The organism is Paracoccus nototheniae (genome assembly GCF_004335005.1).
Taxonomy (GTDB): Bacteria; Pseudomonadota; Alphaproteobacteria; order Rhodobacterales; family Rhodobacteraceae; genus Paracoccus; species Paracoccus nototheniae.
Genome location: NZ_RQRT01000068.1, coordinates 1 through 22,628 on the forward strand (window position 1 = coordinate 1; position 22,628 = coordinate 22,628).

At 61.7% G+C, this 22,628-nt stretch carries 28 protein-coding genes; 22 read left to right on the top strand and 6 right to left on the bottom strand.

The features are described 5' to 3' along the window. The coding region (locus EG885_RS18285; RefSeq protein WP_131577432.1) for an IS66 family transposase at nt 1–519 on the top strand (519 nt) is incomplete at its 5' end. A 50-nt stretch (nt 520–569) separates the two neighbouring features. Then, nucleotides 570–1,349, top strand: coding sequence for an SDR family oxidoreductase (locus tag EG885_RS18290; RefSeq protein ID WP_242679731.1), 780 nt, complete (start codon nt 570–572; stop codon nt 1,347–1,349). A 442-nt stretch (nt 1,350–1,791) separates the two neighbouring features. Here the strand turns inward: EG885_RS18290 and EG885_RS18295 are convergent, their stop codons facing one another. Beyond that, a complete protein-coding gene (locus EG885_RS18295) occupies nt 1,792–2,685 on the bottom strand; it encodes an NAD-dependent epimerase/dehydratase family protein (protein WP_207392326.1) in 894 nt (297 codons plus the stop codon). A gap of 291 nt (nt 2,686–2,976) precedes the next feature. Between EG885_RS18295 and EG885_RS18300 the strand changes: the two genes are divergently transcribed. The 4 genes from EG885_RS18300 to EG885_RS18310 all read left to right on the top strand — a co-directional run bounded on the left by EG885_RS18300 (nt 2,977) and on the right by EG885_RS18310 (nt 6,283). Continuing rightward, a complete protein-coding gene (locus tag EG885_RS18300) occupies nt 2,977–3,861 on the top strand; it encodes an NAD(P)-dependent oxidoreductase (RefSeq protein WP_131577434.1) in 885 nt (294 codons plus the stop codon). Between the two features lie 321 nt (nt 3,862–4,182). Beyond that, nucleotides 4,183–4,359 (top strand): hypothetical protein, encoded by a 177-nt coding sequence (locus tag EG885_RS22825; RefSeq protein ID WP_165571195.1) that lies wholly within the window; start codon nt 4,183–4,185, stop codon nt 4,357–4,359. A 356-nt stretch (nt 4,360–4,715) separates the two neighbouring features. Beyond that, entirely contained in the window at nt 4,716–5,162 is a 447-nt protein-coding gene (locus EG885_RS18305) for a GNAT family N-acetyltransferase (protein WP_131577436.1), read from the top strand. Nucleotides 5,163–5,377: 215 nt separating this feature from the next. After that, nucleotides 5,378–6,283, top strand: coding sequence for a DMT family transporter (locus EG885_RS18310; protein WP_131577438.1), 906 nt, complete (start codon nt 5,378–5,380; stop codon nt 6,281–6,283). Between the two features lie 44 nt (nt 6,284–6,327). Here EG885_RS18310 and EG885_RS18315 read toward each other — a convergent pair whose 3' ends face one another. Then, nucleotides 6,328–6,789 carry a DMT family transporter gene (locus EG885_RS18315; RefSeq protein ID WP_131577440.1) on the bottom strand — a complete coding sequence of 154 codons (462 nt, stop codon included), beginning with the start codon at nt 6,787–6,789 and terminating at the stop codon, nt 6,328–6,330. 86 nt (nt 6,790–6,875) lie between these two features. Between EG885_RS18315 and EG885_RS18320 the strand changes: the two genes are divergently transcribed. Then, nucleotides 6,876–7,805, top strand: a complete 930-nt coding sequence (locus EG885_RS18320) for a LysR substrate-binding domain-containing protein (RefSeq protein ID WP_131577443.1) — start codon at nt 6,876–6,878, stop codon at nt 7,803–7,805. A gap of 160 nt (nt 7,806–7,965) precedes the next feature. Here the strand turns inward: EG885_RS18320 and EG885_RS18325 are convergent, their stop codons facing one another. Together EG885_RS18325 and EG885_RS18330 are read right to left on the bottom strand one after the other, a co-directional pair. Further along, on the bottom strand, nt 7,966–9,270 hold the full coding sequence (locus tag EG885_RS18325; protein WP_242679733.1) for a benzoate/H(+) symporter BenE family transporter: 1,305 nt from the start codon (nt 9,268–9,270) through the stop codon (nt 7,966–7,968). Between the two features lie 216 nt (nt 9,271–9,486). Next, the gene (locus EG885_RS18330) at nt 9,487–9,801 is read right to left on the bottom strand and encodes a hypothetical protein (RefSeq protein ID WP_131577446.1); all 315 of its coding nucleotides are present in this window, start codon (nt 9,799–9,801) and stop codon (nt 9,487–9,489) included. A gap of 258 nt (nt 9,802–10,059) precedes the next feature. Between EG885_RS18330 and EG885_RS18335 the strand changes: the two genes are divergently transcribed. The 12 genes from EG885_RS18335 (at nt 10,060) to EG885_RS18390 (ending at nt 18,849) form a co-directional block, all read left to right on the top strand. Next, complete coding sequence (locus tag EG885_RS18335) at nt 10,060–10,443, top strand: transposase (RefSeq protein WP_131577449.1); 384 nt, start codon at nt 10,060–10,062, stop codon at nt 10,441–10,443. A gap of 452 nt (nt 10,444–10,895) precedes the next feature. Next, entirely contained in the window at nt 10,896–12,092 is a 1,197-nt protein-coding gene (locus tag EG885_RS18340; protein ID WP_341352771.1) for a tyrosine-type recombinase/integrase, read from the top strand. Then, nucleotides 12,092–13,066 carry a hypothetical protein gene (locus EG885_RS18345; RefSeq protein WP_131577455.1) on the top strand — a complete coding sequence of 325 codons (975 nt, stop codon included), beginning with the start codon at nt 12,092–12,094 and terminating at the stop codon, nt 13,064–13,066. Before EG885_RS18340 ends, EG885_RS18345 begins: the two co-directional genes overlap by 1 nt. 131 nt (nt 13,067–13,197) lie before the next feature. Then, a complete protein-coding gene (locus tag EG885_RS18350) occupies nt 13,198–13,410 on the top strand; it encodes a helix-turn-helix transcriptional regulator (protein WP_341352772.1) in 213 nt (70 codons plus the stop codon). A gap of 109 nt (nt 13,411–13,519) precedes the next feature. Continuing rightward, nucleotides 13,520–13,816 carry a hypothetical protein gene (locus EG885_RS18355; RefSeq protein ID WP_131577458.1) on the top strand — a complete coding sequence of 99 codons (297 nt, stop codon included), beginning with the start codon at nt 13,520–13,522 and terminating at the stop codon, nt 13,814–13,816. Next, the gene (locus tag EG885_RS18360; RefSeq protein ID WP_131577462.1) at nt 13,813–14,067 is read left to right on the top strand and encodes a hypothetical protein; all 255 of its coding nucleotides are present in this window, start codon (nt 13,813–13,815) and stop codon (nt 14,065–14,067) included. The genes EG885_RS18355 and EG885_RS18360 overlap by 4 nt, the downstream gene beginning before the upstream one ends. Nucleotides 14,068–14,157: 90 nt before the next feature. Further along, entirely contained in the window at nt 14,158–15,039 is an 882-nt protein-coding gene (locus tag EG885_RS18365; RefSeq protein WP_131577466.1) for a DUF7146 domain-containing protein, read from the top strand. Next, nucleotides 15,036–16,535, top strand: coding sequence for a YfjI family protein (locus EG885_RS18370; RefSeq protein WP_131577469.1), 1,500 nt, complete (start codon nt 15,036–15,038; stop codon nt 16,533–16,535). The genes EG885_RS18365 and EG885_RS18370 overlap by 4 nt, the downstream gene beginning before the upstream one ends. A gap of 113 nt (nt 16,536–16,648) precedes the next feature. After that, nucleotides 16,649–17,137 carry a hypothetical protein gene (locus EG885_RS18375; protein WP_131577471.1) on the top strand — a complete coding sequence of 163 codons (489 nt, stop codon included), beginning with the start codon at nt 16,649–16,651 and terminating at the stop codon, nt 17,135–17,137. Then, entirely contained in the window at nt 17,134–18,054 is a 921-nt protein-coding gene (locus tag EG885_RS18380; RefSeq protein ID WP_131577473.1) for an AsnC family protein, read from the top strand. The genes EG885_RS18375 and EG885_RS18380 overlap by 4 nt, the downstream gene beginning before the upstream one ends. Next, nucleotides 18,051–18,596: a helix-turn-helix domain-containing protein gene (locus EG885_RS23120; RefSeq protein ID WP_207392327.1), complete on the top strand. Its 546-nt coding sequence runs from the start codon at nt 18,051–18,053 to the stop codon at nt 18,594–18,596. The genes EG885_RS18380 and EG885_RS23120 overlap by 4 nt, the downstream gene beginning before the upstream one ends. Continuing rightward, the gene (locus EG885_RS18390) at nt 18,583–18,849 is read left to right on the top strand and encodes a hypothetical protein (protein ID WP_131577475.1); all 267 of its coding nucleotides are present in this window, start codon (nt 18,583–18,585) and stop codon (nt 18,847–18,849) included. The genes EG885_RS23120 and EG885_RS18390 overlap by 14 nt, the downstream gene beginning before the upstream one ends. A 708-nt stretch (nt 18,850–19,557) precedes the next feature. On the opposite strand, the gene EG885_RS18395 is transcribed toward EG885_RS18390, so the two are convergent. Continuing rightward, entirely contained in the window at nt 19,558–19,983 is a 426-nt protein-coding gene (locus EG885_RS18395; RefSeq protein WP_131577477.1) for a type II toxin-antitoxin system PemK/MazF family toxin, read from the bottom strand. Further along, the gene (locus EG885_RS18400) at nt 19,983–20,201 is read right to left on the bottom strand and encodes a helix-turn-helix domain-containing protein (protein ID WP_242679734.1); all 219 of its coding nucleotides are present in this window, start codon (nt 20,199–20,201) and stop codon (nt 19,983–19,985) included. Before EG885_RS18400 ends, EG885_RS18395 begins: the two co-directional genes overlap by 1 nt. A gap of 127 nt (nt 20,202–20,328) precedes the next feature. Here EG885_RS18400 and EG885_RS18405 point away from each other — a divergent pair, with 127 nt between their 5' ends. From EG885_RS18405 to EG885_RS22830, 3 genes are all read left to right on the top strand, one after another. Next, the gene (locus EG885_RS18405; protein ID WP_131577481.1) at nt 20,329–20,688 is read left to right on the top strand and encodes a hypothetical protein; all 360 of its coding nucleotides are present in this window, start codon (nt 20,329–20,331) and stop codon (nt 20,686–20,688) included. 35 nt (nt 20,689–20,723) lie between these two features. Then, on the top strand, nt 20,724–20,963 hold the full coding sequence (locus EG885_RS18410) for a hypothetical protein (RefSeq protein ID WP_131577483.1): 240 nt from the start codon (nt 20,724–20,726) through the stop codon (nt 20,961–20,963). Nucleotides 20,964–21,046: 83 nt separating this feature from the next. Then, on the top strand, nt 21,047–21,199 hold the full coding sequence (locus EG885_RS22830; RefSeq protein ID WP_165571196.1) for a hypothetical protein: 153 nt from the start codon (nt 21,047–21,049) through the stop codon (nt 21,197–21,199). Nucleotides 21,200–22,628 lie beyond the last annotated feature (1,429 nt).

Sequence of the window (22,628 nt, forward strand, 5' to 3'; positions counted from 1 at the left end):
ATCTTCGATCGCGACGGATCCGAGATCGCAGCCGAAGGTCTGCGCCGGATTGCCGAGCTTTACCGGATCGAGGCCGAGATCCGTGGCATGGACCCGGGCCAACGGCTGTCGGCCCGCCAGGCGCGCACTGCGCCGCTGGTCGCCGCATTCGGCGAATGGCTGCAGCTGCAGTGTCGGCGCGTATCGATGAAGTCGCGTCTCGGTGAAAAGCTGGCCTATATCCATCGCCACTGGGACGGGCTGCAGACCTTCCTGCGCGATGGCCGTGTCGAGATCGACTCCAACTGCGTCGAGAACCTGATCCGACCGATCGCCCTGACCCGCAAGAATACACTCTTCGCCGGCCATGACGAGGGCGGGAGATCCTGGGCACGCATCGCCTCCCTGATCGCCACTGCAAAGATCAATGGTATCGAGCCCTTCGCCTACCTGAAGGCAACCTTGGAAGCCGTGGCCGCCGGTCATCCACAAGCAAGGATCGACGATCTGCTGCCTTGGAACTTCATGCCGTCAAGCTGAAAGCAGGTGAGGCGCCCCCGCCGCTTACGCATCACCGATCTGGAGATCGGATGATGCCGGAGTTCCTGACGCTGCAGGGCAAGCGCGCCCTGATCGCCGGCGGCACGCAGGGCGCGGGCGCGGCCACGGTGGCGCTGTTCCGCCAGCTTGGCGCGCAGGTGCTGACCACGGCCCGCAAGCCTGTTGATCTGCCGGAGGCGCTGTTCGTTGCTGCTGATCTGACGACACCGGAGGGATGCGAAACCGTCGCCAGCGCCGTGCAGGACCGGATGGGCGGCACCGATATCATCGTCCATATGCTGGGCGGTTCCTCCGCGCCCGGCGGCGGCTTTACAGCCTTGGGCGATGCGGAATGGCAAGCCGAGCTGGCGCTGAACCTGCTGCCAGCCCTGCGTCTGGACCGCGCCCTGGTGCCCGGCATGATCGCGCAGGGATCGGGCGTGGTCGTACATGTCACCTCGATCCAAGCCCGCCTGCCATTGCCCGAGGCGACCACCGCCTATGCGGCCGCCAAAGCCGCGCTGTCGGTCTACAGCAAGAGCCTGTCCAAGGAGGTCTCGCCCAAGGGCGTGCGCGTGGTCCGCGTGGCCCCGGGCTGGATCGAAACCGAGGCCTCGGTCCGGCTGGCCGAACGCGTGGCGGCCGATGCGGGCACGGATCTGGAGGGAGGCAGGCGGATCATCATGGACAGCCTCGGCGGGATACCCATCGGCCGCCCGTCGAAGCCGGAGGAGATCGCAAACCTGATCGCCTTTCTGGCGTCCGGCCGCGCCTCTTCCATCACCGGCACGGAAGTCGTCATCGACGGAGGCACGGTGCCGACGGCCTAAAGACCGTTTCTTCGCCCTGCGTCACGAAGCGCCTTGTGCGCCGAGGACTAAGTCGCTGAAGGGCCGGATCAGTTTGGCCCGCTTTCGAATATCAAGCAGGTTGCGTACCTTTTGCGCGCACCACGCCGAAACGTTTTGCGCCACAGGCCGAGGCTATGGGCCACGAGCAAGGCGCGCGTGTCGGCTTTTAAATTGACAGGACAAAACCTACGCAGGCTTGCCCCGGTTCTCGGAAAGCTTGCTCATGCCGCTAGAGGTCTGAAGCGGGCTCGCGGCTTGCCTGATGGGAGGAACTGCGCCCATGTTGATCGCCGCAGTTCCCGTATTGCTGTGTCACAGAATGATCGCTGTGGCTGAAACGCGCGATGCCCCGACTTCGGCGCAGTCACACATGCGCCTTGTCAACCAAAGCATCACGACCGCGTCGCCCCCATCGGTCAGATCAAACGTCCACATAGTTCCGCCATGGATGCGCCTCCTGGAAACCCAGCACGTCGCGGATCTTGCGGTTGGAAAGCGGGGCCTCGTCTTTGCCCATCGGTCGGGTGACCGGCGTATTCGGCGCAAACTTTGCCAGAAATTCTGCTGTCGGCAGGGTGGCGGTGATGGTGTCATTCACCGCGTTGAACACCTGATAGCCAAGCCCGTCCTTTTGCAGGCAAAGATGCACGATCTCGCCCAGATCGCGGGCGTCGATATAGCTCCAGGCGTTGCGCTTGCGGCTCATCGGGTTGGCCAGATAGCCGGAGAAATTGGCATAGTCATGCGGCTCGATGACGTTGCCGATCCGCAGGCCGTAAATATCCGCGCCATAGCGCATCGCAAAGGCACGGCCGGTCTTTTCATTGACCACCTTCGACAGACCATAGCTGTCCATCGGGTCGCTGTCGTAATCCTCTTCCAGCGGAAAGGAATGATAATCCTTGTCACCTTCGGCAAAGCAGACCCCGTAGGTGGTTTCCGAACTGGCAAAGATCACCTTGCGCACGCCCAGCTTCATCGCCGCTTCCAGCACGTTGTAGGTGCCGACGGTGTTCTGCGCGAAGGTGGTGTTGTCGGGGTTGATCATCACGCGTGGCACGGCGGCAAAATGCACGATGGCGTCGGGCGCTTTCGGCGGTGCGCCGTCATCATAGCCGTCAAAGCCGAAATGGGTGGTGAAGGCGTTGAAGACCTGACCGCTGTCGGTGATGTCGGTGATCAGCGTGTTCACCCCCGGAAGGTCAAGCGGCTTGAGATCGACGTTCAGGATCTTGTAGCCCTTGGCCAGCAGATGGGGCACGGCATGGCGCCCGGCCTTGCCGGTGCCGCCCGTGAAAACGATGCGTTTGGTCATGATGCTCTCCCTGTCCATGCCCTGTTTGATAGTCCTGCCCGGCCCGCCGCGGCCAGCGTTAACCCGTTCTTGGGAGGCATCCGCGCGAAAATGCCCCATCGGGGATGTGGCCGTCGTTCGGCGCCACCGCCGATCCCTGATGGCGCGCATCTCTGGCTTATCCGACGATCCTCCAAGGATCGACATGCTGTTTCCCATGCTGCACAGTCAGGCGCTGTGCTTGCTGACACCCGAACAGATGCCCCTTGGCGCTGCCGCTTTGATCTTTCCTGACTCACCCGGAGAATGACGATGACGCAAGAGAAAATTGGTTTTGTCGGACTTGGCCTGATGGGGCAAGGCATGGCGAAGAACATTGTGGAAAAGGGCTATCCGCTGACCGTGGTGGCGCATCGCAAACGCGCGGCGGTCGATGATCTGGTGTCGCGCGGCGCCGTGGAAGCCGCATCCTTGGAGGATCTTGCGCGCAACTGCACCGTGATCCTGATGTGTCTGACCGGCTCTCCCGAGGTTGCGGCCGCGGTGGCGGCCATGAAGCCCGGACTGGCACCGGGCACGGTTGTGGTGGATTGCTCTACTTCTGATCCGACCGTCACACTGCGTCTGGCGGCGGATCTGGCTGAGATCGGCGTGGATTTCATCGACGCGCCCCTGTCGCGCACTCCGAAAGAGGCATGGGCCGGAACGCTCGACTGCATGGTTGGGGCCAGCGATATCGCCTTTGCACGGGTGCAGCCGGTCATTGCCACATGGGCCGCCAAGATCGTGCATATCGGCGCGGTCGGCGATGGCCACAAGATGAAGCTTTTGAACAACTTCCTGTCGCTCGGCTACGCCGCGCTTTATTCCGAGGCGCTGGCCCTGTCGCGCAAGGTCGGCATTCCGGTGGCTGACTTCGACAAGGTCATTCGGGGTGGCCGGATGGATTGCGGCTTTTATCAGACATTCATGGACTATGCGCTCGACGGGAACCGCGAGGCGCACAAGTTCACCTTGGGCAATGCCTACAAGGACATGCGCTATGTCGAATCCATGGCAAATGGCGCAACCGTCGGCACGCCAATGGCCAGCGCCGTGAAAAACGCGTTCGCACTGGCGATGGCGACGGGCGGCGACGGTCCAGAGGATTACGTCCCGCATCTGTCGGATTACATCGCCAAGGCCAACGGTCTTTAGGGACCAGCCAGCGCGCCTGTCATCGGATTGGTGGCACGAGCCCGGTGCAGGAGACCGCCCACCCGAGCGGATCGCGGCAGCGCACAGGGACAACAAGGCCGATCCGGCCCCATCGCGCCCGTCACGCCCCTGCAGCTGACCAAACGCCGCCAGCGCAAAGGCGTCACCCGCCTGACCGATGGCGGCGATCAGCGGCACCACTCGGGCTGCCTCGGCCAACCGAGGTGCCTGCTGGGCGGCAGGGACGTGGCAGTGCCGATCCGCCGACCGAACAGCGCGATGCCCGGAACAAGTCATGCCTCGCCGTCACCTGCCGACAGGATGAACAGCAGCGAACAGATCACTCGGCAAGGTTGCGCTGCGCACCTGCCAGCCAAGGAACGGGCGGGCGATGCGGTGGCCCTGACCGAGATCGGTCGGGAACGGCTGCCGGGCCTCGGCATTCTCGCGCCCGATCCGGAAAGCACCCATCCCATTTGTCGCCCCTGTCTGAACTGAAGCGAGCGCCGCCCCCATCTGGCAGGCGTCCTGGGGGCCACCACTTGCGCCCATGCGTTGGATCAGGGTTGGGTTCGGCGTCTCAGCGGAACACGCGCGCGGGAGGACGCCGCTGCGGGCAGGATCGGGTTCAGGCACGCCTTTGGGGTTGGCGATGCTGCTGGCTGATCATGCCTGCGGCCAAACATTTATGCTGACCTGTGCACCATTGCCCGCTTTGACAGGCATGGCCCGCTTTGGCCGGTTTATCGACATTGCCCCGGGTCGCGCCAAAGGACTGGCGAGGCCCAATGCGGTTATTGCATCGGACGCTTTGACCGCACAAGATCGGATCTGCTGCAGCGCGGGAGGGCCAGATGATCCGGCAGGCTACGGCCCATGATGAGGCGCAGATCAGGGAATGCGCAGGACAAGCATATGCACGATATGTGCCTTTGATCGGTCGGAAACCTGCGCCGATGGTCGCTGACTTTGCCACGCAGATCGCGGCCGGAGACGTCTTCGTTGCGACGGATGATGCGGATCGCGTTCAGGGCTTCATCGTGTTCCATGCCGCAGAAGGGCATATTCTTCTGGAAAATGTCGCGGTCTTTCCTTGGGCAACTGGCAGCGGCATTGGAAAGGAACTCATCAACTTCTGTGAAAGGACCGCCCAAGCACGGGGTTTTGGCGCGGTTCATCTTTACACAAACGAGCTGATGACGGCGAACCTGTCGATTTATCCCAAGCTTGGCTACGCCGAAGTGGCCCGCCGCACCGAAGATGGCTTCAACCGCGTCTATTTTGAAAAGCTGCTTTCATAGCGACGGCAGTCTTGCCGCAAATCGGGGATATTTCCCGCTCAGGATCGATATGGTCGGTCGATGGTGCCCTGCGGCTTGCCCGACGGGCTGTTACGAACCAAATGCGCCGTCACTCGGTCAGACGACCGCCCTTGCGCAGCGCATCGGTGCCTCTCAATCATTGCGCGGATCGGTGTGTTCTTCTAAAGTTCCGCTGCGATCAGCCCAGAGGTCACATGCCGGCATCCCCCAGAACCACGTCCAGAGACCGCATCCCGCTGGCTGTCTGCTCGATCATTCTGACGGTTCTGGCCCTGTCTTTGGGGGATGCGCTGATCAAGCTGACCAGCGGCAGCTTCGTCATCTGGCAGATCTTCGTCCTGCGGTCGCTGATCGTGGTTCCCGTGCTGGTGATCCTGACCGTCCTGCTGGGAGGGTTGCGCAAACCGCAAACCTTCCGGTGGATCGCCCTGCGAAGCCTGATGCTGATCGCCATGTGGGTCTGCTATTATCTTTCCCTGCCGCACCTGTCGCTCTCGGCCGCGGCGGCGGCCTATTACACGCTTCCCATCTTCATCACCCTGTTTTCGGCGATCTTTCTCGGAGACCGCATCCCGAAGACCGGATGGATCGCGATCGTGCTTGGCTTTGCGGGGGTTCTGATGATCCTTCGGCCCAAAGCGGGGGATTTCAACGCCTATGCCCTGCTGCCGCTGATCGCCGCCATGCTCTATGCAGGCGCGATGATCGTGACGCGGACCCGGTGCCGCGACGAACACCCGCTTGGCCTGTCGCTGGCCCTCAACATCGGCTTTGTCCTTGTCGGCGGTATCGCCGCCGCGCTGATCCGGCTGCTGCCAACCGAGTTGAGGCAGGGGTTTCTGCTGTCGCCCTGGACGCCGATGGGACAGGCCGAGTGGGTCTCGATGGGGCTTCTGGCCGCCGCGATCCTGATCGGCAGCATCGGGGCCGCCATCGCCTATCAGAACGGCCCGCCCGCAATGATCGGGGCCTTCGATTTCGCCTATGTCGGGTTCGCAGTCATCTGGGGCATCGTGTTCTTCAACGAGACGCCCGACCTGATTGCCTCGGTCGGCATGATCATGATCGTCGGCGCGGGCGTCTTGTCATTGCGTCGGTGAGGGTGGGGGGGGGGTGCCTGCATCCCCGGCCTCGCCACGGTCTTCTACATCTTCGACAGCCCGGGCCATTGGATGACGACCGCGCCCAGCATGACCATCGCGACGCCTGTCAGCCGCGTGATGTCGACAGGGCGCGCCGCCAGTCCGACCGCCCCGACGCTGTCGATGATCAGCGACGCCACCACCTGTCCGGCAATGACCGCCGTCATGAAACCCGCAGCCCCCAGCCTTGGCATCAGCAGAATCGCCGCGGTGATATAGACGACCCCCGCGACCCCGCCGATCCAGACCCATTTCGGCTGAGCGGTCAGAGAGCTGATCAAGGGCAGCGGCGCCCTGATGGCGACCAGCACCGGGATGACGCAGATCGCGCTGATGGCAAGCGAAGCCAATGTCGCCCAGAGCGGATGCCCCAAAGCACGGCCCAAAGCGGCATTGGCGCCGCCCTGAAAGGGAACGGCGGCTCCGGCAAGAACGGCGGCGATCGTCAGAAAAAGGGCATGCATCTGGTGGTCCTGTGATTGTCCGGCCCCTCGATAGAACCAAAAATCCTGTATGTTAAATTCGTGATTCCGCGCGCATTATTCACGCCATGAATAACCTTCGATCAATCGACCTGAACCTGCTTGTCGTGCTCGATGCCCTTCTGGCCGAGCGTCACATCTCGCGCACGGCACAGCGGCTGAACATGAGCCAGCCTGCGGTCAGTCACGCGCTGGCCCGGTTGCGGCAGTTGCTGGACGATCCGTTGCTGATCCGCGAACAGGGCCGGATGGTCCCGACGCTGCGGGCGCTGGAGCTAGCCACGCCGCTGGCCGAGGCGATGGGCCGGATCAGGGCGGTTCTGGTCCCGACCGGCTTTGATCCCGAAAGCCGCCATATCTTTCATCTGTGCCTGTCCGATTACGGCAGCGGCCTGCTGCTGCCCCCGCTGATGCGCCATCTGCGCCGCACCGCCCCCGGCATCCAACTGGTGATCACCCAGAAAAGCCGGCAGGGCATGATCGCCGCCGTCGTCGATGGCGAGATCGACATGGCGCTTGGCGTCTTTTCCGACCTTCCGCCTCAGATCGAACGGCAGGTTCTGTTCACGGACGACTATGCCTGCCTTCTGGACCCGTCAGGCCAGCCGCAGCCCTATGTGGGCCTGACCGCCGATCGCTATTGGGCGGCGCCGCATGTTCTGGTCGCCGTTCACGGGCAGGCCCCGACCGAGCTGGACCTATCCTTGCGCCGCCATCGCAAGGCCCGGCATATCGCCCTGATCCTGCCGCATTGGAGCGTTGCCCCCCAGGTCATCACCGGCACCGATCTGATCCTGACCGTTGCCCGGCGCTGCCTTGACGACATCTCGGGCCTGCAGATCACCGCCCCGCCCATCGATCTGCCGGCCATTCCTTTCTCGGCGATCTCTCATACCCGCCGCCGCGCGGACCCGGCGATGCGCTGGCTGTCCCAGCAGGTCAGCGTCTGTGTCGATGCCTCCGTGGTCAAGGCGGATCTTGTTCCACAGACGCCATAGCCCGCACCCGTGGGCAACCACAATCCTGACCCCTGGCGGGGCCATCTCGCATTGGCGCCATTCCAGCCCATGAACGCTGCGCAACGCATGATTGATTCATCTCGTGGACGCTGTGGCGTGGTGCGTTGGACAGCTCTCTGCTTTCTTGAATGACTCTGCGTCAGCGATCGGTTGATCGATTGGCGACGGTCTTTGACAGCCAGATGATCGCGCCGACGACGACACCCCAGAATGCGCCGCTGATGCCCCAAAGCGTCATGCCGCTTGCTGCGATCAAGAAGGTCAGCGCCGGCGCTTCCAACTGGGTTCGTTCGCTGAAGGCAGCCGAGATCGAACCGATCAAGGCGGGGACAAGCGCCAGTCCCGCCACCGCAGTGATAAGGGCAAGCGGCGCAAGACTGGCCAGTGACGTGACGAGCGCCGCCGCAAATGCCAGCAAGACATAGACGATCCCCGATGTGATCGCAGCCCAGTACCGTGTTGCCGGATCGCGGCCTGCATCCTCGCCTGCCATCATCCCTGCCGTGATTGCCGACATGTTGACGGGAATCGACCCGAACGGCGCAAAGGCAAGGCTGACAATGCCGGTTTTCCGGATCAGGGGCTGGCGGTCCACCCGATAGCCGTTCAGCTCCAGCACCGCAAAGCCGGGGATGTTCTGCCCCGCCATTGTCACCAGATAAAGCGGCAGAGCGATGGAAAAGAACGACTGGAGGGTGAAAACCGGCATGACCGGTATCACGACAGGCAGCCATCCGGTGTCCGTCTGAATCGCATTGTCCGCAGGATCGACGGCGAAAAACAGCACCACAAGAAACGCAAGCACGGCAAACGGCATTGCGGCCAGCCTGTTCCATGTCAATCCGGCCAGCCACGCCACAAGCACAGGCAGGACCAATACCGGAATGCTGCCAAGCGCCACCGCAGGGGCCAGACACAGCTTCAGCAGGACCCCTGCCAGCAGACCGTTCGCGATGGGTTTCGGGATCGCGGATACGATCCGCCCAAGGGCGGGACTCAATCCGGTCAGGACGATCAATCCGGCGCAGGAAATCAGCGCCCCGACAGCCTCGGCAAATCCGCCCGGCAACGTGGCGGTTGCCGCAAGAAACGCCGCCCCGGGTGTGGACCATGCCACAGCGGCGGGAATTCGCGTCGCGGCAGGCAGCCAGATGCTGCAGATCCCCATGCCGATGGTCGCAAAGAACAGCCCGGTCGTCGCTTGCCCCGCCGTGGCCCCCATCGCGGTCAACCCTGCCAGCACAATGGCGAATGACGCTGAATATCCAACAAGCGCAGCGAGGATCCCCATGGAAAAGGCCGGTATCGAAAGGTCGCGGAACATCGAATGGAAACACCTTGGTTCGGTTGTCTGACACCGTGATGGAACGCGATTGAATCCTCCGGTGCGGCTATTGAAAAAACGCAAACGAAGGGGGGCAGCTTTGCTCCGCATCCGCGACATTGCCCGGTCATCGTCGCTGCCACAAGTCCGAGCATCCGGGATGGGCAAGCCGCTGCTGCGTCGATGCCCGGAAGACCGGCGGCTTTGGGCCGTCTGCGCCAGGACCGTGCCCGATATCGACGGTGCCGCCGCCATGCGACACTGACCGAGGCCCACATCTTGTAGCAATGCCAGGGTCGGTTGACGTTCATCTGAGCTGAATGATTGTGGCGGCAATCAGATAAACGCCTTGAACCTGACGTCAGTTTTGAACGAGCACATTGCGATGCCTTGGTTTTCCTTGAGCTTTCCAAAGTAATTCTCAATTGAATGCCGCCATTTGCCGCTGTCCTTGTCGAAGGCGTCGGGAAAGCGTCGGTTGGCTTTGGGCGGGATGATCGGGACAACCCCGCGTTCGCTCAGCGCGGTTCGCGGCCCATCGGCATCGAAGGCACGGTCGGCGAGCAGGTGATCAGCACTCAGATCGCTTATCAGCTCTGGCACCGTGCGCAGATCATGGGCCTGCCCCCGGCAGCAGGCGGAAATCGGCAAGGTTCCCCAAGGCGTCCGTCAACGCCAGTATCTTGGTCGTCATGCCGCCGCGCGAGCGCCCGATGGCCTGGCTTCGAGTCCCCGTTCAGCGCCCTGACCAAAGGGGTGGACCTTCGATCGAGCCCTTGACCATGGCACGTCGGGTCAAGGTTGCACTCGTCTGTTTGCAGCCTTGATGAGGTGGACGGCCCCCACCCGTGTCATGATGGTGCTGTCACCGACCATCAACAAGAGGGAGCCGCCCACAGGGAGATTGCCATGATCGGCCTCGATATCGCCGGGAACATTTTCCAAATCCACGGGATGGATGGGCAGGGACGCGCTGTTCTTCGCCGAAAGGTCCAACGGGACCGGCCGCTCGGGCTGTTCGGCGGTCTTGACCGGTGCCTGATCGGCATGGAGGCATGCGCGACGGCATATCATCGGGCGCGTCGGCTCCAGGCGCTTGACCACGAGGTGCCAGCCGATGTGACGGCGTATGTGAAGCCCAACAAGACCGACGCGGCAGATGCCGAGGCCATCTGCAAGGCAGTGACGCGCCCCAGGACGCGCCTTGTCCCAGTCAAATCCGCCGATGCGCAGAGCGTATTGACGCTGCCCGTTCCCGCCATCTGCCGGTTCGACAGCCGACCGCGCAAGTGAACGCGATGCGGGCGCACCTGGCGAAGAATGGCGTCATAGCACTCAAGGGTCGCACCCATGCCGCCGCCTGGCAAAGGCGGACGGCAGCGCGGACGAAATCATGGCTGTTTCTGGCCATCGATCGTTGACGGAGGTGACGCGATCGACCGTCGCTGCCAGCAGAATAGACCTCGCAGCCTGGGCCATGCTTGTGCTGGGAATAACAGCCGACGGAACTGCAACTGTCAAAGCCGCGAAAGGAGTTTGGCAATCAGACCGGCAAGTCGCTGATAATAAAAGTAAATTTGGGTTAGATGGCGGAGGCGGTGTCTGCCGTTCCACAATCCATTGTGTTCCAGAACATTCCGATTCATGCAGCTATTGCAAGGCGCTACAGGGCTTCCCATGTCCCTAATGTTCCGGCATAGTCCGGGTTATTCCCCCAATTAATGGGGGAAAGAAAGGGGGAAGCTGTGGCCGTCCATTTGACCCGCAGGCCGGAAAAGGCTCTGACCGCGCAGGCGGTGCGCAATGCGACCCTGCCGGGCAAGTATTTTGACGGGCACGGGCTTTATCTGCGCGTGGACGCCAACGGTTCGCGGTTCTGGGTGCAGCGCATCACTGTGCGGGGCAAGCGATGCGAACTAGGGCTGGGTTCGCCGTCGCTAGTGACGCTGGCAGAGGCGCGCGCCAAGGCGTTGGACAATCGCAAGCTGGCCCGTGAAGGCGGCGACCCTCTGCAAGCAAAACGTGAGGCGCAAGCCGTCCTGTCATTCGAGGAAGCGGCCCGGCGCGTTCACGCCCTGCACAAGCCGACTTGGGCGAACGAGAAGCACGCGGCGCAATTTCTGACTACGCTGGAAACATACACCTTCCCCCGGCTGGGCAAGCTGAAGGTGCAGGACGTGTCCACGGGTGACGTGCTTGCGGTGCTAATGCCCATCTGGACAGAGAAGCCCGAAACCGCGCGCCGTGTGCGTCAGCGCATCGGCATGGTTTTGAAATGGGCGATTGCCCAAGGTTGGCGGCAGGATAATCCAGCGGAGAATATCAGCCGGGCGCTGCCCAAGGTGTCCAAGGCGCAGGAACACCGCAAGGCGCTGCCCTATGACGCCGTGGCGGGATGCATCGACACGGTGCGCGCATCCGGGGCAGGGCAGGTGACAAAGCTGGCGCTGGAATTTCTGGTGTTGGCCGCTGCCCGGTCTGGCGAGGTTCGCGAAGCCCAATGGGATGAAATCGACATGGCCGCCAAGGTCTGGGAAATCCCCGCCGCCCGCATGAAAATGAAACGTCCGCATCGCGTGCCTCTGTCGCCGCGCGCTATCACTTTGCTGCGTGAGGCCGAGGGGCTGGCCGATGGGTCCGGTCTGGTGTTCCCCGGCACAAAGACAGGGCGTCCCTTGTCAGACATGACCCTTTCCAAGCTGGTGAAGGAATTGGGGTTCTATGCCGACGTTCACGGCTTCCGCACGTCCTTCCGCACTTGGGCGCAGGAACGCACAACATTCCCCCGCGAGGTGGCCGAGGCGGCGCTGGCGCACCTGTCCGGCGATGCCGTGGAACGGGCCTATGCGCGCAGCGACGTGTTCGAGAAGCGCCGCAAGATGATGGATGCATGGGCGGCTTTTCTAGCCGAGAAACGCGATAACGTGGTGAGGATTGGGTAATGGATTACCGGAAGCCAGTTCGGAAAACCTATGTGGAAAATATCAGAATTGAACAAATAAAGCTTCGTGATGGTTCAGTATTTTCCGCTCTTATGGGGTCAGACGATGCGGTTGAAATGTGGGTGGCTTGGGTAACCGTGCGTTCTGGGCTTCTTCCAAAGTCAATTATAAGCCAAACGTTTCAGACTGAGAGAGACGCCCAAGAATTTAAACTGAAAAACTTTGTTGGTGCGGAGTTTGAAGGAACAAGTGCGCTAGCGCCAGAACTGAAAGAGTATTTAAAAACGAATATCGACCTAGTGCTAGGCCGCCTCTCAGATACAACTGGTGTAAAAAATGCTGGCGATAGTGAGTCCCCCTTGGCTTTTGATGTTCTAGAGGCTGCAGGTGTGATGCTGGGTCACGATCTGACCAAGGACGTCTTAGATTTTACTGGAGAAGAACGGAAGAAAGTGCTTGAGGGTAGGCATGGTGATGATTGGAAGGTAGCCGCAGTATTCGAGTATTGCTGGCTTAACTTTCCCCAATCTTCGCCTGCTTATGTAGCGGCGGCTTACCAGTTCAATGAGTATATAAAACGCGATTATTTTTCAGCGGGATACCTCTGGAGGGATTTGGAGAACCTTGTTCACGGAGTTGAAGCCAGCGCGGTCAAAGCCCAAGAAATGCGAAAGAAAGCTGGGGCTGCTGGTAGTGAACGATCCGCGATGGCGCGCGATGCCCGTCGCACAGCGCTCATGGACGCTATGTTACGGGTCGTGTTACGAAATCCCGACGTTGTTAAGCTAGGTGAAAAGGCTGTTACAACGCTGGCGCTCTCAGACAGTGCAACCAAAGAACCAACTCTTTGGCGGCAGGGGCAGGGTCAGGCGGATGAATATATCGGCGAAATCCGTAGGGGCGAAGCCGGCCCGGACCTGCAAGTAAAATATCATAGCCTTTTTCCGCCAAAACCGCCTAAGCGGTTGCCGTAAAGTATTAAAGCACCAACCCGCCTTCGGTAATGCTAGTGTTTTACTTAACCACCTTCCGATAATTAGATGAAGCTTATAGGCAATTTATTTACGGCATTAACTTACAGCCGAAAGAAACGCATCTTTCCAGCATGAACCGCAACATGCAGGGAAATACCGACATGGCCCAGAAACACCTACGCCGCCGCGCCGTTGAAGAAATCACCGGCCTGAGCCGCAGCACCATTTATGACATGATGAGCAAGGGGCTGTTTCCGCGCCCCGTAAAGCTGACCGGCAAAGCTGTCGGCTGGCCCGAAAGCGCCGTGTCCGATTGGCTGAACAGCCGCCAGCACGCCGCATAAGCAAACCGCCACCCTTGGGCATGAGGGCGGCGGCGGCTATTGTTTCGGCGGTTTGGATACCCCGAATATAACGCCCAGCGCCCCGGCCCGCAAGATTAGAGGCCGAGACATGGCAAATTCCGAACGCTGGTATTCCAGCCCGACGCAAGTTTTCTGGACCTGTGAAGCCCTGATGAACGGGCGCACCATTTCCCATAAGACCGAAATCCGCGAGGTAAAAGGCTGGCGGCTGGGCGCGATTATTCATCGCCTTAAAGCGACCTATAAATGGCCCATCCTTACGGAACTGCGCGGCCCGGAAAACGTGGCCCATTACCGTTTGGCACCCGGCACCGATATCGCCCGCCTGCGCTTTCCGCCCAGCGCGCAATCGCTGTGTGACCGGCTGGAAGGGGGCGCCGCATGACCCGCAAGATTTACGATGTGCGCATCTATGCCGCCGTGGCGTCCGGCTTTGATATTATCGTCAGGGTTCGCGGGGGCATCATGAAAGAGGGCAGCTATCCGACGATAGAAGCGGCATTGAAAGCCGCCCACAGTATCGAGGGCAAGCGGCCCGGACAGCCCGTCTATGTCTATGGCCGCACCTTTCCCGACTTGATGGCCGAGGCTGTCGCGCCTGCGCTGATGGCGCTGGGGAAAGGGGGCGAGGAATGACCGCCCTGCGCATTGCCCGCCTGTCTGCCCGCTATGGCCTGCCCCCCGACCGCGCCGCCCTGTTGGCCGCATTCATCTGGGGGTGCGGCCATGAGTAACGCCCAGATCCTTACCCTTGCGCTGGGCGGCAAGTGGCACCGCCGCTATGGGCTGGCCCTGTGTCCGGCACATGGCGACCGCAAGCCCAGCCTGACGCTGGCAGACGCCCCGGACGGGCGCTTGCTGCTGAACTGCAAGACCGGCTGCGGCTTCATGGATGTGCTGCAAGCCCTGCGCGACCGGGGGCTAATGGATGGTGCGCACCACCCCCAGCCGCCCGATGCCGGGGAACTGGCGCGGCGCGAGGCGCAGGACCGGGCCGAGGCCGACCGCGCAGAGCGCCGGGCACTGGCGACGTGGCGTGAGGCGCTGCCGATCAGCGGGACCATCGCAGAAACCTATCTGCGCGGGCGGGGCATCACCTGCCCGCTGCCGGGCACGCTGCGCTTTCACCCCGAGTGCTGGCACCCGACCGCCCGGCGCTTCCCAGCCATGGTCGCGCTGGTGGAGGGGTTGCCCCGTGCTGCCATCCACCGGACCTATTTGCGGGCCGATGGAAGCGGCAAGGCGGATGCCGAACCGGCCAAGGCCATGCAGGGGGCCACCCGTGGCGGCGCTGTGCGGCTCTCTGAGGCCGATGGACCGCTTGTGGTGGCCGAGGGCATCGAAACCGCCTTGAGCCTGTCCAGCGGCCTGCTACGCGGCCCAGCGACGGTCTTGGCCGCGCTGTCCGCCCCCGGCATTGCGGCGCTGCGGCGTCCCGACCGTCCGCACCGCCTGACCGTCGCCGCCGATGGCGACCCGGCAGGACAGGCCGCTGCAAATAGTCTGGCTGAACGCGCCACCGCCTTGGGCTGGACTGTGAGCCTGCTTCCCGCGCCGCAAGGGCGCGACTGGAACGATGTATTGACCATGAAAGGGGCCAGCGCATGAACGCCATGCCCGAACCCATCCCGTTCAAGGCCGAGGGGCCGCAGGCGCTGTTGCGGGAAATACTGCCCGGCGCCGCCTATCCCGTCCACGCGCTGGGGCCGCTGCGGCAGGCTGTGGAGGCAGTGCAAGACATTACCCAGGCCCCCCTTGGGATTGCGGCCCAATCGGCCCTGTCTGTGGCGTCCTTGGCTGTGCAGGGCTTTGCAGACGTGGAGACGCTTGGCGGTGACGCCCCGTGTTCTCTGTTCTGCCTGACCATTGCCGAAAGCGGCGAGCGCAAATCATCCTGCGACCGGCTGCTGATGCGTGGCGTCCGCGACCATGAGCGCGCGCAAGCCGAGACATACCGCGAAGCCGCTGCTGAATATGAGATGGACCGCGAAATCTGGACGGGCAAGCGCAAGCGAATGCTTGGTGAAGCTGCGGGGAATGACAAGCTGAAGGCGACCGGGGCCGAGGCCGACCTTCGCGCCCTTGGCCCGGAACCCCGCGCGCCCCTGTTGCCCAGCGTGACGGCGCAGGAACCCACGTTCGAGGGGCTACTGAAGCTGTATCAGGCCGGGCGCCCGGCGCTGGGGCTATTCTCCGATGAGGCGGGCGGCTTTATTGGGGGGCACGCCATGAACAGCGACAATAAGCTGAAAACCATTGCCGGGCTGTCGCAGCTTTGGAATGGCGACACGGTGAACCGCATCCGGTCCGGCGACGGGGCCAGCTCTTATCCGGGCCGCAGGCTTGCGATGCACCTAATGGCCCAGCCGGTGGCCGCGCGCCCGCTGATGGCTGACCCGCAGGCATCGGGGCAGGGCTTTCTGGCGCGCTTCCTGATTACCGAACCGCCCAGCGTTATCGGCACTCGATTGCGGCGCGGCCACGACATGGCAAGCGATGTTGCCGTGTCCGCCTTTACGTCCCGTCTGGGTGAACTGCTGGCCGCGCCAATGCCGACCGGCGACAACCCCCAGGAACTGACCCCGGCGCGGCTGCCACTGTCGGGCGGGGCGCGGGAATTGCTTTGGCGGTTCTATGATGCGGTGGAAAGGGCACAGGCACCGGGACAGCCTATGGAACACGTCAGGGCTTATGCCAGCAAATCTGCCGAACAGGCTGCGCGTATTGCTGGCGTGCTGACCCTCTGGGCCGATCTGGACGCCCCCGAGGTGACGCCGCAGGCAATGGGCTGGGGCATCGAACTGTCGCAATTCTATCTGGGCGAGGCACAGCGGCTGGCCGAGGCCGGGCTGGTGTCCGAGGAAACCGCGAAAGCCGAACGCCTCCGGCAATGGCTGGTGGAAAGCTGGCCGCATGATGAGGTGTTGCCCAGCGATATTCTGAAGCATGGCCCGAACGCATTGCGCGAGCGCAAAGCCTTGGATGCACCGCTGGCGATGCTGCTGAAAGCCGGTCATTTGGCACGGCAGGAAGCTGGCATGGTCATTCGTGGCGCGCCCCGAAAGGAAGCCTATCGGATTGTGAGGGCGTCCAATGCCGATTGAAACCGCAGCGCCCGGACCTGCTATTCCCGCTATCTCCGCTATTTGGTGGATGCGGAATAGCGGGAATAGCGGGAATAGCGACCGCAGCCCCTTTTATTTTGTGAGGCCAGCCCATGTTGTTTGACGTGCAAGCCGCCTTGGCTGAAATTCTAAGCGAAGCCCCCGCGTGCTGCGATTTCCGCGATTCCCGCGATTTGAGAAATCCGGTATCGCGGAAATCGCAGGAATCGCAATCGCAGCCGGATGAAATCCCAGCCCTGTCCGACAGACCGGTATTGGTGTCTGAGGCGTTTGGCGCTGGGATGGGCCATTTGCCAAATCGCGGGAATAGCGGAAATCGCAGCCGCTACCCTGACGAAATCACCCAGCCGCCCGCCCCGGCATCCCCTTTACGGCAGGACGAACCCCGGCCTGATGAATATGGCCGCTGCCACACTTGGACGGGCCGTGTGGTGCATCTGGATGAATGGCGCGCCCTTACGGCATGGGACCGTCACGGCCCGGCTGGGCGGCTGTTCTGCGGCATCTGTCAGGGATGGGTGAACCGTGAAGCCGGATGCGCCCAGCGCGGATGCTGGAAAGCGGAAGGGGGAGCGGCATGAACGTGCAAGCGTCCAATCTGGACATGGACAAGCTGCGCAAGGTCCGGGCGCTGATGGCTGGCGGAAAGACTGATGGGGAGCGGCGGGCCGCAATGTCCAAGGCCGAGGCACTGGCGGCACGGGCTGGGCTGACCCTGCAAGCCGCGCTGTCCAGATTGGACGCCCCCAGCGCCAAGCCCGCCAACATGTTCACGGGCTTTGATGATTGGATGGAAGCCAAGGAACCGGGATACAAGGTCAAAGAGGCCGCCCGCCGTGCGGACAAAGAGGCGCAACGCCGCGCCCGCTGCCGGGAACTGCTGGCCGAATACGGTTCCGAAGATGCGGTATTTGCCCCGACTGATACCGAAGCCGCTTTGCGTGACGCGCTGGCCCATCTGGCAGACGCGGATAATCCGTTCTGGGGCTATCGGGGCTTCAAGTATTGCGATGGCCCGACCGATGCCATGTGGCAGGCCATGCGCGGCGCTGTGCGCGTTCCTGAGACGGTGCAGGCGGCATGGGCGACCCATCAGGCCCACGAGGCCCGCACGGCGGCGCGATGCACCTTTGAACCCGGCTATACATCCCACGAATGGGAGGAAGCGTGGCGGTCCGCGCTGGAACACCTGCTGGACAACCTGCGCACCCCGACTGCCCAAGGCATCACCGCACGGCTGGACTGGATGGACTACCTTGCCAATCTGGACATGGCGCGCGGGGCTGATGCGGACAGGGCTTTAATTGCGGCCCTGCGCGCTGACTTTGCCACGTTCGTGGCACCTGTCCAATCTGGACGCCCTAGCACGGCGGACAGGCGGGCAGAGGTGCTGACCGTCCTGCAAGCTGAGCCATCCTTGTCAGACCGGGCGATTGCCCGGCGCGTCGGGTGCAGCCCGCAAACGGTCGGGAATATCCGCAGGGGAATGGCAGCATGACTGGGGCCGAACTGGCAGCCAGCCGCAAGGCCGCTGGGCTGTCGCAGACCAAACTGGCCCAGCGGGCGGGCATCGGGCGTCACGCGGTCAGCTATTGGGAATGCAAGCCGCAGGTGGAACGGCGCGCATGGGCGGTGAACTGCATGGCCGGGGTTCTGGGCTTGCCCGATGTGCCCGACCGTCACCCTGTCGCTAACGGCTGGGCCGCGCATATGGAGGCCGAACTGACCGCGCGTGATGCGGCATTCATCGCCATGGTGGCCCGCTTGCAGGCCCGCAGTGAGGCGTTCAAGGCGACCCGTCGCGTGCGCTGCGGTGCCCGGACGCGCAAGGGTGAACCGTGCCGGATGAAATCCGAACCGGGCAAGCGCCGTTGCAAGTTTCACGGGGGCAAGTCCACCGGGGCCAAAACGCCAGAGGGCAAGGCCCGGATTGCCGAGGCGCAACGCCGCCGCTGGTCAAAATGGCGGGCCGAACGGGAACAGACCTCTGACCCGGCTGTAACCCCCGAAATAGAGACTGGCCCAGATGCCCGCGCCTGACCCGCATAGCGTCACGATAGAGGCGCAGGGCGACGGCTGGGCGGTGCTGGTGGAAACCTTCCTGCTATCAGGCCGCACCCAGCGCAAGGCCCGCGCCAAGCGCATCCTGGCGAACCTGACGCGAAACGGCTGGACGTGCCGGGGCTGTCGCGACCCTGTGCCGGAATACCGCCGCGCCGATGCCTGCTATTGCTGCGAGGGATGCCGTAAACGCGCCGCGCGGACCCGGCGCAAGCTGCCGGGCGGGTGTTGAGTTTTGTTGACCTTGGCCGATGCTGGCCCGTGATGGGCTGTTAGTCGGCTAAGGCCCTTGGAAAACAATCAAAGGAAATCCCTGCCGCATGGGCTGCTATTCACCGGCCCGGCAATCAAGATTGAAGCCGCAGCTGGTTCTGCCGTCCACGCGCGCGGGGGGCGAGGGCAAATGAGCAAGACGCAGACTTTGCATCTTGCCTGCCGTCCACGCGCGCGGGGGGCGAGGGGAATGGCTTGCTAATTCCAACTTGTTACTTGCAGGTTGCCCCACGCGCGCGGGGGCGAGGGGTCAGGCAAACTCTCTGGCAACTTGCCATAGACCGGTTGCCCCACGCGCGGGCGCTGGGCGGATCGACAATGCAGGTTCAGGCACCATGCGACGGTTTCGCGGACCAATACGCGCACGCGCGATTGACTGAAACGCCGTTGCCGCATTCCGGCGCGGGGCCTGCCGTCCAAGCCTAAGCTGCCGGGCTGCACCCTAAGATTACCCTAATGCGCTGGGCTGGCCGTATGGGGTGAAAGGATGCTAGAGCGTTCTGCCGTCCAATTCATGTGAACACGACAGCGGAAAAGCAAAGACCCCCGTTTCCGGGGGCCTGCCAACGCTGGTCTAGAACTTGCTTTCGCCCCGATGACCAGCGGCCCTTGGTAGGGTCTTAATGCGGATGCTTTCGCAGCGCCGCGACATGTCAAACATGGTGACTTACAGGTGCTCTGTCAACTGGCCCATGCTCAAACCGTGCAATACGCAACAACGAACCTCGTGCAGCATACCTGCCGGTAACGTCCTTTCTTGATAGACCCGCTTCCCGGTCTTGTCCTTGCCCATCCGAAGCAAATCCAGCCTATGGAACCCGGCAGCATAGACCATATCCCCTTTAACCCATCGCTCACGGTTGCCCCACTTGGGCGGCAGTTGAAACGGGATAACAATCTGCATGTGATAGGGCATCGGCTGTTCCGGGGCCGTTGTGCTCAATGGGACGATAGTGCAAAGCCCGGCTCTCACTTCGATGTGCGTAGATATGACTACGGCAAGGCGCGTTTTGACCATTTCCGGTTCTTTGAATGCTCCGTCAAAGTGGGCCATGACGATTGTGCCCATTGGCGGGTGGTAAAGAAGGGCCATCAGTCCTGATGCTCCTTCAATGCCACCCCCGGCCCAGCCGCGACCTGTCCGCTTTCGAGGAACTGCACGCCCTGCGCTTCTAGGGCTCGGCGGATGGCGTCCGCACTGGATAGCTGCAAACCGCTTTTCCCCGTCTCAAACCGGCTGATAGTCGTGAAAGAGACGCCCGCAATCGCTGCCAATTCTCGGACGCCCAGCCCCAGCGCAGCCCGTGCCATCCTGACTTGCTTTGGTCTCATTCGCATACCCTGTGAAATAAATCGCTTACATAGTAGTTGACATAGCCCCTACACCGTAGCATAACTATAACACGGTAAGCGAATTAAGCAATGGGGAACGCCAGCCATGACATATGACCGCGCCGAGATATTCCGCAACGCGTGGGCCAGGACCAAAGCCGACCACGATTACTGCGAGGCTTACGACTGGAGGCCCGGTCCGACATATGGCCGCAAGAGCACCCCGACCGCAGCCGAGCGCCGCACTGTGTTTGCCAAACATCTGCGGAATGCGTGGACCTACGCCCGCAACGCTGCCCAGCGCCGTAAAGCCGCAATCACGGCCTTCGCGAACACGCGGCCCGTTGCCGAACTGAAAAGCCTGCTGTTCGCGCTGGATTGTGGCGACTTCCACCGCGCCCGCGAACTGACCGCTATGGCTGCGCTGCGCGCTGAACTGGCGACCGCACAAGCCATAGCCGCCTGAACCTAACAAAACCTAACATGCAGAAAGGATATTCCATGACTATTCCCTCAATTCCCGAAACACGCATGGGCCGTCTGGCCTACGTCGCCGAGGCGCTGGGTGTGCCAGTCCCAGATGGCCTGACCGTTGACTTACTGGACGCCGACGAGGCACCCGCCCATGCAGTCTGTCTTTTCTGCATGGAAACCGGGGCCAGCCTCGACTTCATCTATTGGGGTGACGTTCGTCCGATGCTGCTGGGTGACTACCACAGGGCGCGCGGGGTGACGCCATGAGCCAGAGTGTGCAACAGCCCGCGTCCTTTGACCTTCACCGCGAGTCTTAGGGCTTGCTGAACGGGGCGCAGGCCCTGCGCGCCTTGGCCGATGAACTGGCCCAGCATTCTTCTGATGAACCGCTGCAAGGGCGCGACCGTGACCATCTGATATTCGTCCTGTCTGCGATGGCAGAAAAGGCAGACGCGTGCGCGAGCGCTTGGATTGACCAGATAGAAGCAAGCCGGGAAGGCTGACTTTCTCGGGACTCATATCAAATCCCATTAGCCCCTGCCCAGCGCGGGGGCTTTTGCATTGCGACAGGGGGGGGGCGATGGAAGCCCTACGCGTCGGGCTTGTCAGGACCGGCATGGGTAGCAAATGCGCGCATCCACAATTTAGGGCATCTGGGGGGGGCGGTTCAAAGTCTACCTGACGCGCCGCTAGGGACCGCCGTGGGTAGTCGCGCTACCTGCTAATACAGGTTTTTGCATCCCTCATGCGCGCACGGGCGCGTTATGGGCTGTTGCGTCGGCCCGGTGCCAATGCGCCGGGGCTAAGGGCAGTCGGGACCGATGATGGACTATTGCTCACGCGCTTTCGCCAAAATAGGCCCCCCTGAAAATAAGGTGGGGGCGATGACGCCAGACCCGTGGTCCTGCTTCATTCTCACAGGGAACAGATTGTGAAAGAGGGGTATGGGGTGCGATTGCGCCGCCTTGTGCGCCCAGACGTTCCGGCAACTTCCGACCAGTGCCGAAATCAAATGGGGGAAGTATTGGGGGAACGGAAAAGCCAGCACAAATAATTATCCAATAAATACAACGATATAAATTGGTGTGCTGGCGGAGGCGGTGAGCCACACAGGTGAATATACGTCAAGAATAACCATTACAATACAAGTGGTTGGAGGGCAATGGTAAGTTGCGTGGGTACTGTGCAGCGCTTTTGTGTCACCTGTTCATGGTGCGTCCCTCTGCTTCTCCGCAACATGGCCACGGTGGATCATTGCAATTTCACGCCTGAGAAGGTCGTGGATGTAGGAAGATGCAAGGCATTGAATATAATGAGATTTATTTCATCGTAAGCACTGGGCACTGACATCACTGTCTTGGATCAAGTCCAATAGACGAGCATTAGCATCTGATGATCACGCCCGTGCATAAGCAAAAGCCTACGGCTGATAAACTGACTGAGTTTTGTTCATAGCTGCAAGACCGCATTGCTGAATTTGATCAAACGTCGCGGCCCTGAGGGCGAGGGTGACTGTGAAAGCCGATCTTAATCATTCACGACAAGTGAGTTCACTTAATGGCAAGAATGATCGCCATGGATAGTCTTGAATTTTGATGGGTTAATGTCAATTCATCTCATCAGAAATATCGACCGTCTGGGTCGATCTCCAAATACCTTGAATATATAGTCAATAAAGTAATACAAAACCTAGGTCACCCGTCGAATAGAAAATCAGGAATGAAAATGTCAGACTACCTCACTCGCGAAGCCACAAAGGCTCATTTGACAGCAGCCAGAATGGCAACATTACTCCGTGAGGCTAAGTGTTCCATCCCGGATGATCACATAGACCCTCGCCGGACCGCGTTCTTCGTGGCAAGATCGATCCTGGCCGAGTTTCGGGACGGGAGGCGAGGATGCTGATCTCTCTTCACAAGCAGGCATCGACGA

What these genes read in the sequence shown, in the direction of transcription:
- EG885_RS18350 (WP_341352772.1), top strand. Translation starts at nt 13,198, where the DNA reads ATGAACCGCAACATGCAGGGAAATACCGACATGGCCCAGAAACACCTA.
- EG885_RS18325 (WP_242679733.1), bottom strand. Translation starts at nt 9,270, where the DNA reads ATGTCGCGGATGCGGAGCAAAGCTGCCCCCCTTCGTTTGCGTTTTTTC.
- EG885_RS18305 (WP_131577436.1), top strand. Translation starts at nt 4,716, where the DNA reads ATGATCCGGCAGGCTACGGCCCATGATGAGGCGCAGATCAGGGAATGC.
- EG885_RS18405 (WP_131577481.1), top strand. Translation starts at nt 20,329, where the DNA reads ATGACATATGACCGCGCCGAGATATTCCGCAACGCGTGGGCCAGGACC.
- EG885_RS18395 (WP_131577477.1), bottom strand. Translation starts at nt 19,983, where the DNA reads ATGGCCCTTCTTTACCACCCGCCAATGGGCACAATCGTCATGGCCCAC.
- EG885_RS18410 (WP_131577483.1), top strand. Translation starts at nt 20,724, where the DNA reads ATGACTATTCCCTCAATTCCCGAAACACGCATGGGCCGTCTGGCCTAC.
- EG885_RS18290 (WP_242679731.1), top strand. Translation starts at nt 570, where the DNA reads ATGATGCCGGAGTTCCTGACGCTGCAGGGCAAGCGCGCCCTGATCGCC.
- EG885_RS18355 (WP_131577458.1), top strand. Translation starts at nt 13,520, where the DNA reads ATGGCAAATTCCGAACGCTGGTATTCCAGCCCGACGCAAGTTTTCTGG.
- EG885_RS22825 (WP_165571195.1), top strand. Translation starts at nt 4,183, where the DNA reads ATGAACAGCAGCGAACAGATCACTCGGCAAGGTTGCGCTGCGCACCTG.
- EG885_RS23120 (WP_207392327.1), top strand. Translation starts at nt 18,051, where the DNA reads ATGACTGGGGCCGAACTGGCAGCCAGCCGCAAGGCCGCTGGGCTGTCG.
- EG885_RS18295 (WP_207392326.1), bottom strand. Translation starts at nt 2,685, where the DNA reads ATGACCAAACGCATCGTTTTCACGGGCGGCACCGGCAAGGCCGGGCGC.
- EG885_RS18390 (WP_131577475.1), top strand. Translation starts at nt 18,583, where the DNA reads ATGCCCGCGCCTGACCCGCATAGCGTCACGATAGAGGCGCAGGGCGAC.
- EG885_RS18310 (WP_131577438.1), top strand. Translation starts at nt 5,378, where the DNA reads ATGCCGGCATCCCCCAGAACCACGTCCAGAGACCGCATCCCGCTGGCT.
- EG885_RS18365 (WP_131577466.1), top strand. Translation starts at nt 14,158, where the DNA reads ATGAGTAACGCCCAGATCCTTACCCTTGCGCTGGGCGGCAAGTGGCAC.
- EG885_RS18370 (WP_131577469.1), top strand. Translation starts at nt 15,036, where the DNA reads ATGAACGCCATGCCCGAACCCATCCCGTTCAAGGCCGAGGGGCCGCAG.
- EG885_RS18380 (WP_131577473.1), top strand. Translation starts at nt 17,134, where the DNA reads ATGAACGTGCAAGCGTCCAATCTGGACATGGACAAGCTGCGCAAGGTC.
- EG885_RS18335 (WP_131577449.1), top strand. Translation starts at nt 10,060, where the DNA reads ATGATCGGCCTCGATATCGCCGGGAACATTTTCCAAATCCACGGGATG.
- EG885_RS18300 (WP_131577434.1), top strand. Translation starts at nt 2,977, where the DNA reads ATGACGCAAGAGAAAATTGGTTTTGTCGGACTTGGCCTGATGGGGCAA.
- EG885_RS18315 (WP_131577440.1), bottom strand. Translation starts at nt 6,789, where the DNA reads ATGCATGCCCTTTTTCTGACGATCGCCGCCGTTCTTGCCGGAGCCGCC.
- EG885_RS18320 (WP_131577443.1), top strand. Translation starts at nt 6,876, where the DNA reads ATGAATAACCTTCGATCAATCGACCTGAACCTGCTTGTCGTGCTCGAT.
- EG885_RS18360 (WP_131577462.1), top strand. Translation starts at nt 13,813, where the DNA reads ATGACCCGCAAGATTTACGATGTGCGCATCTATGCCGCCGTGGCGTCC.
- EG885_RS18375 (WP_131577471.1), top strand. Translation starts at nt 16,649, where the DNA reads ATGTTGTTTGACGTGCAAGCCGCCTTGGCTGAAATTCTAAGCGAAGCC.
- EG885_RS18345 (WP_131577455.1), top strand. Translation starts at nt 12,092, where the DNA reads ATGGATTACCGGAAGCCAGTTCGGAAAACCTATGTGGAAAATATCAGA.
- EG885_RS18400 (WP_242679734.1), bottom strand. Translation starts at nt 20,201, where the DNA reads ATGGCACGGGCTGCGCTGGGGCTGGGCGTCCGAGAATTGGCAGCGATT.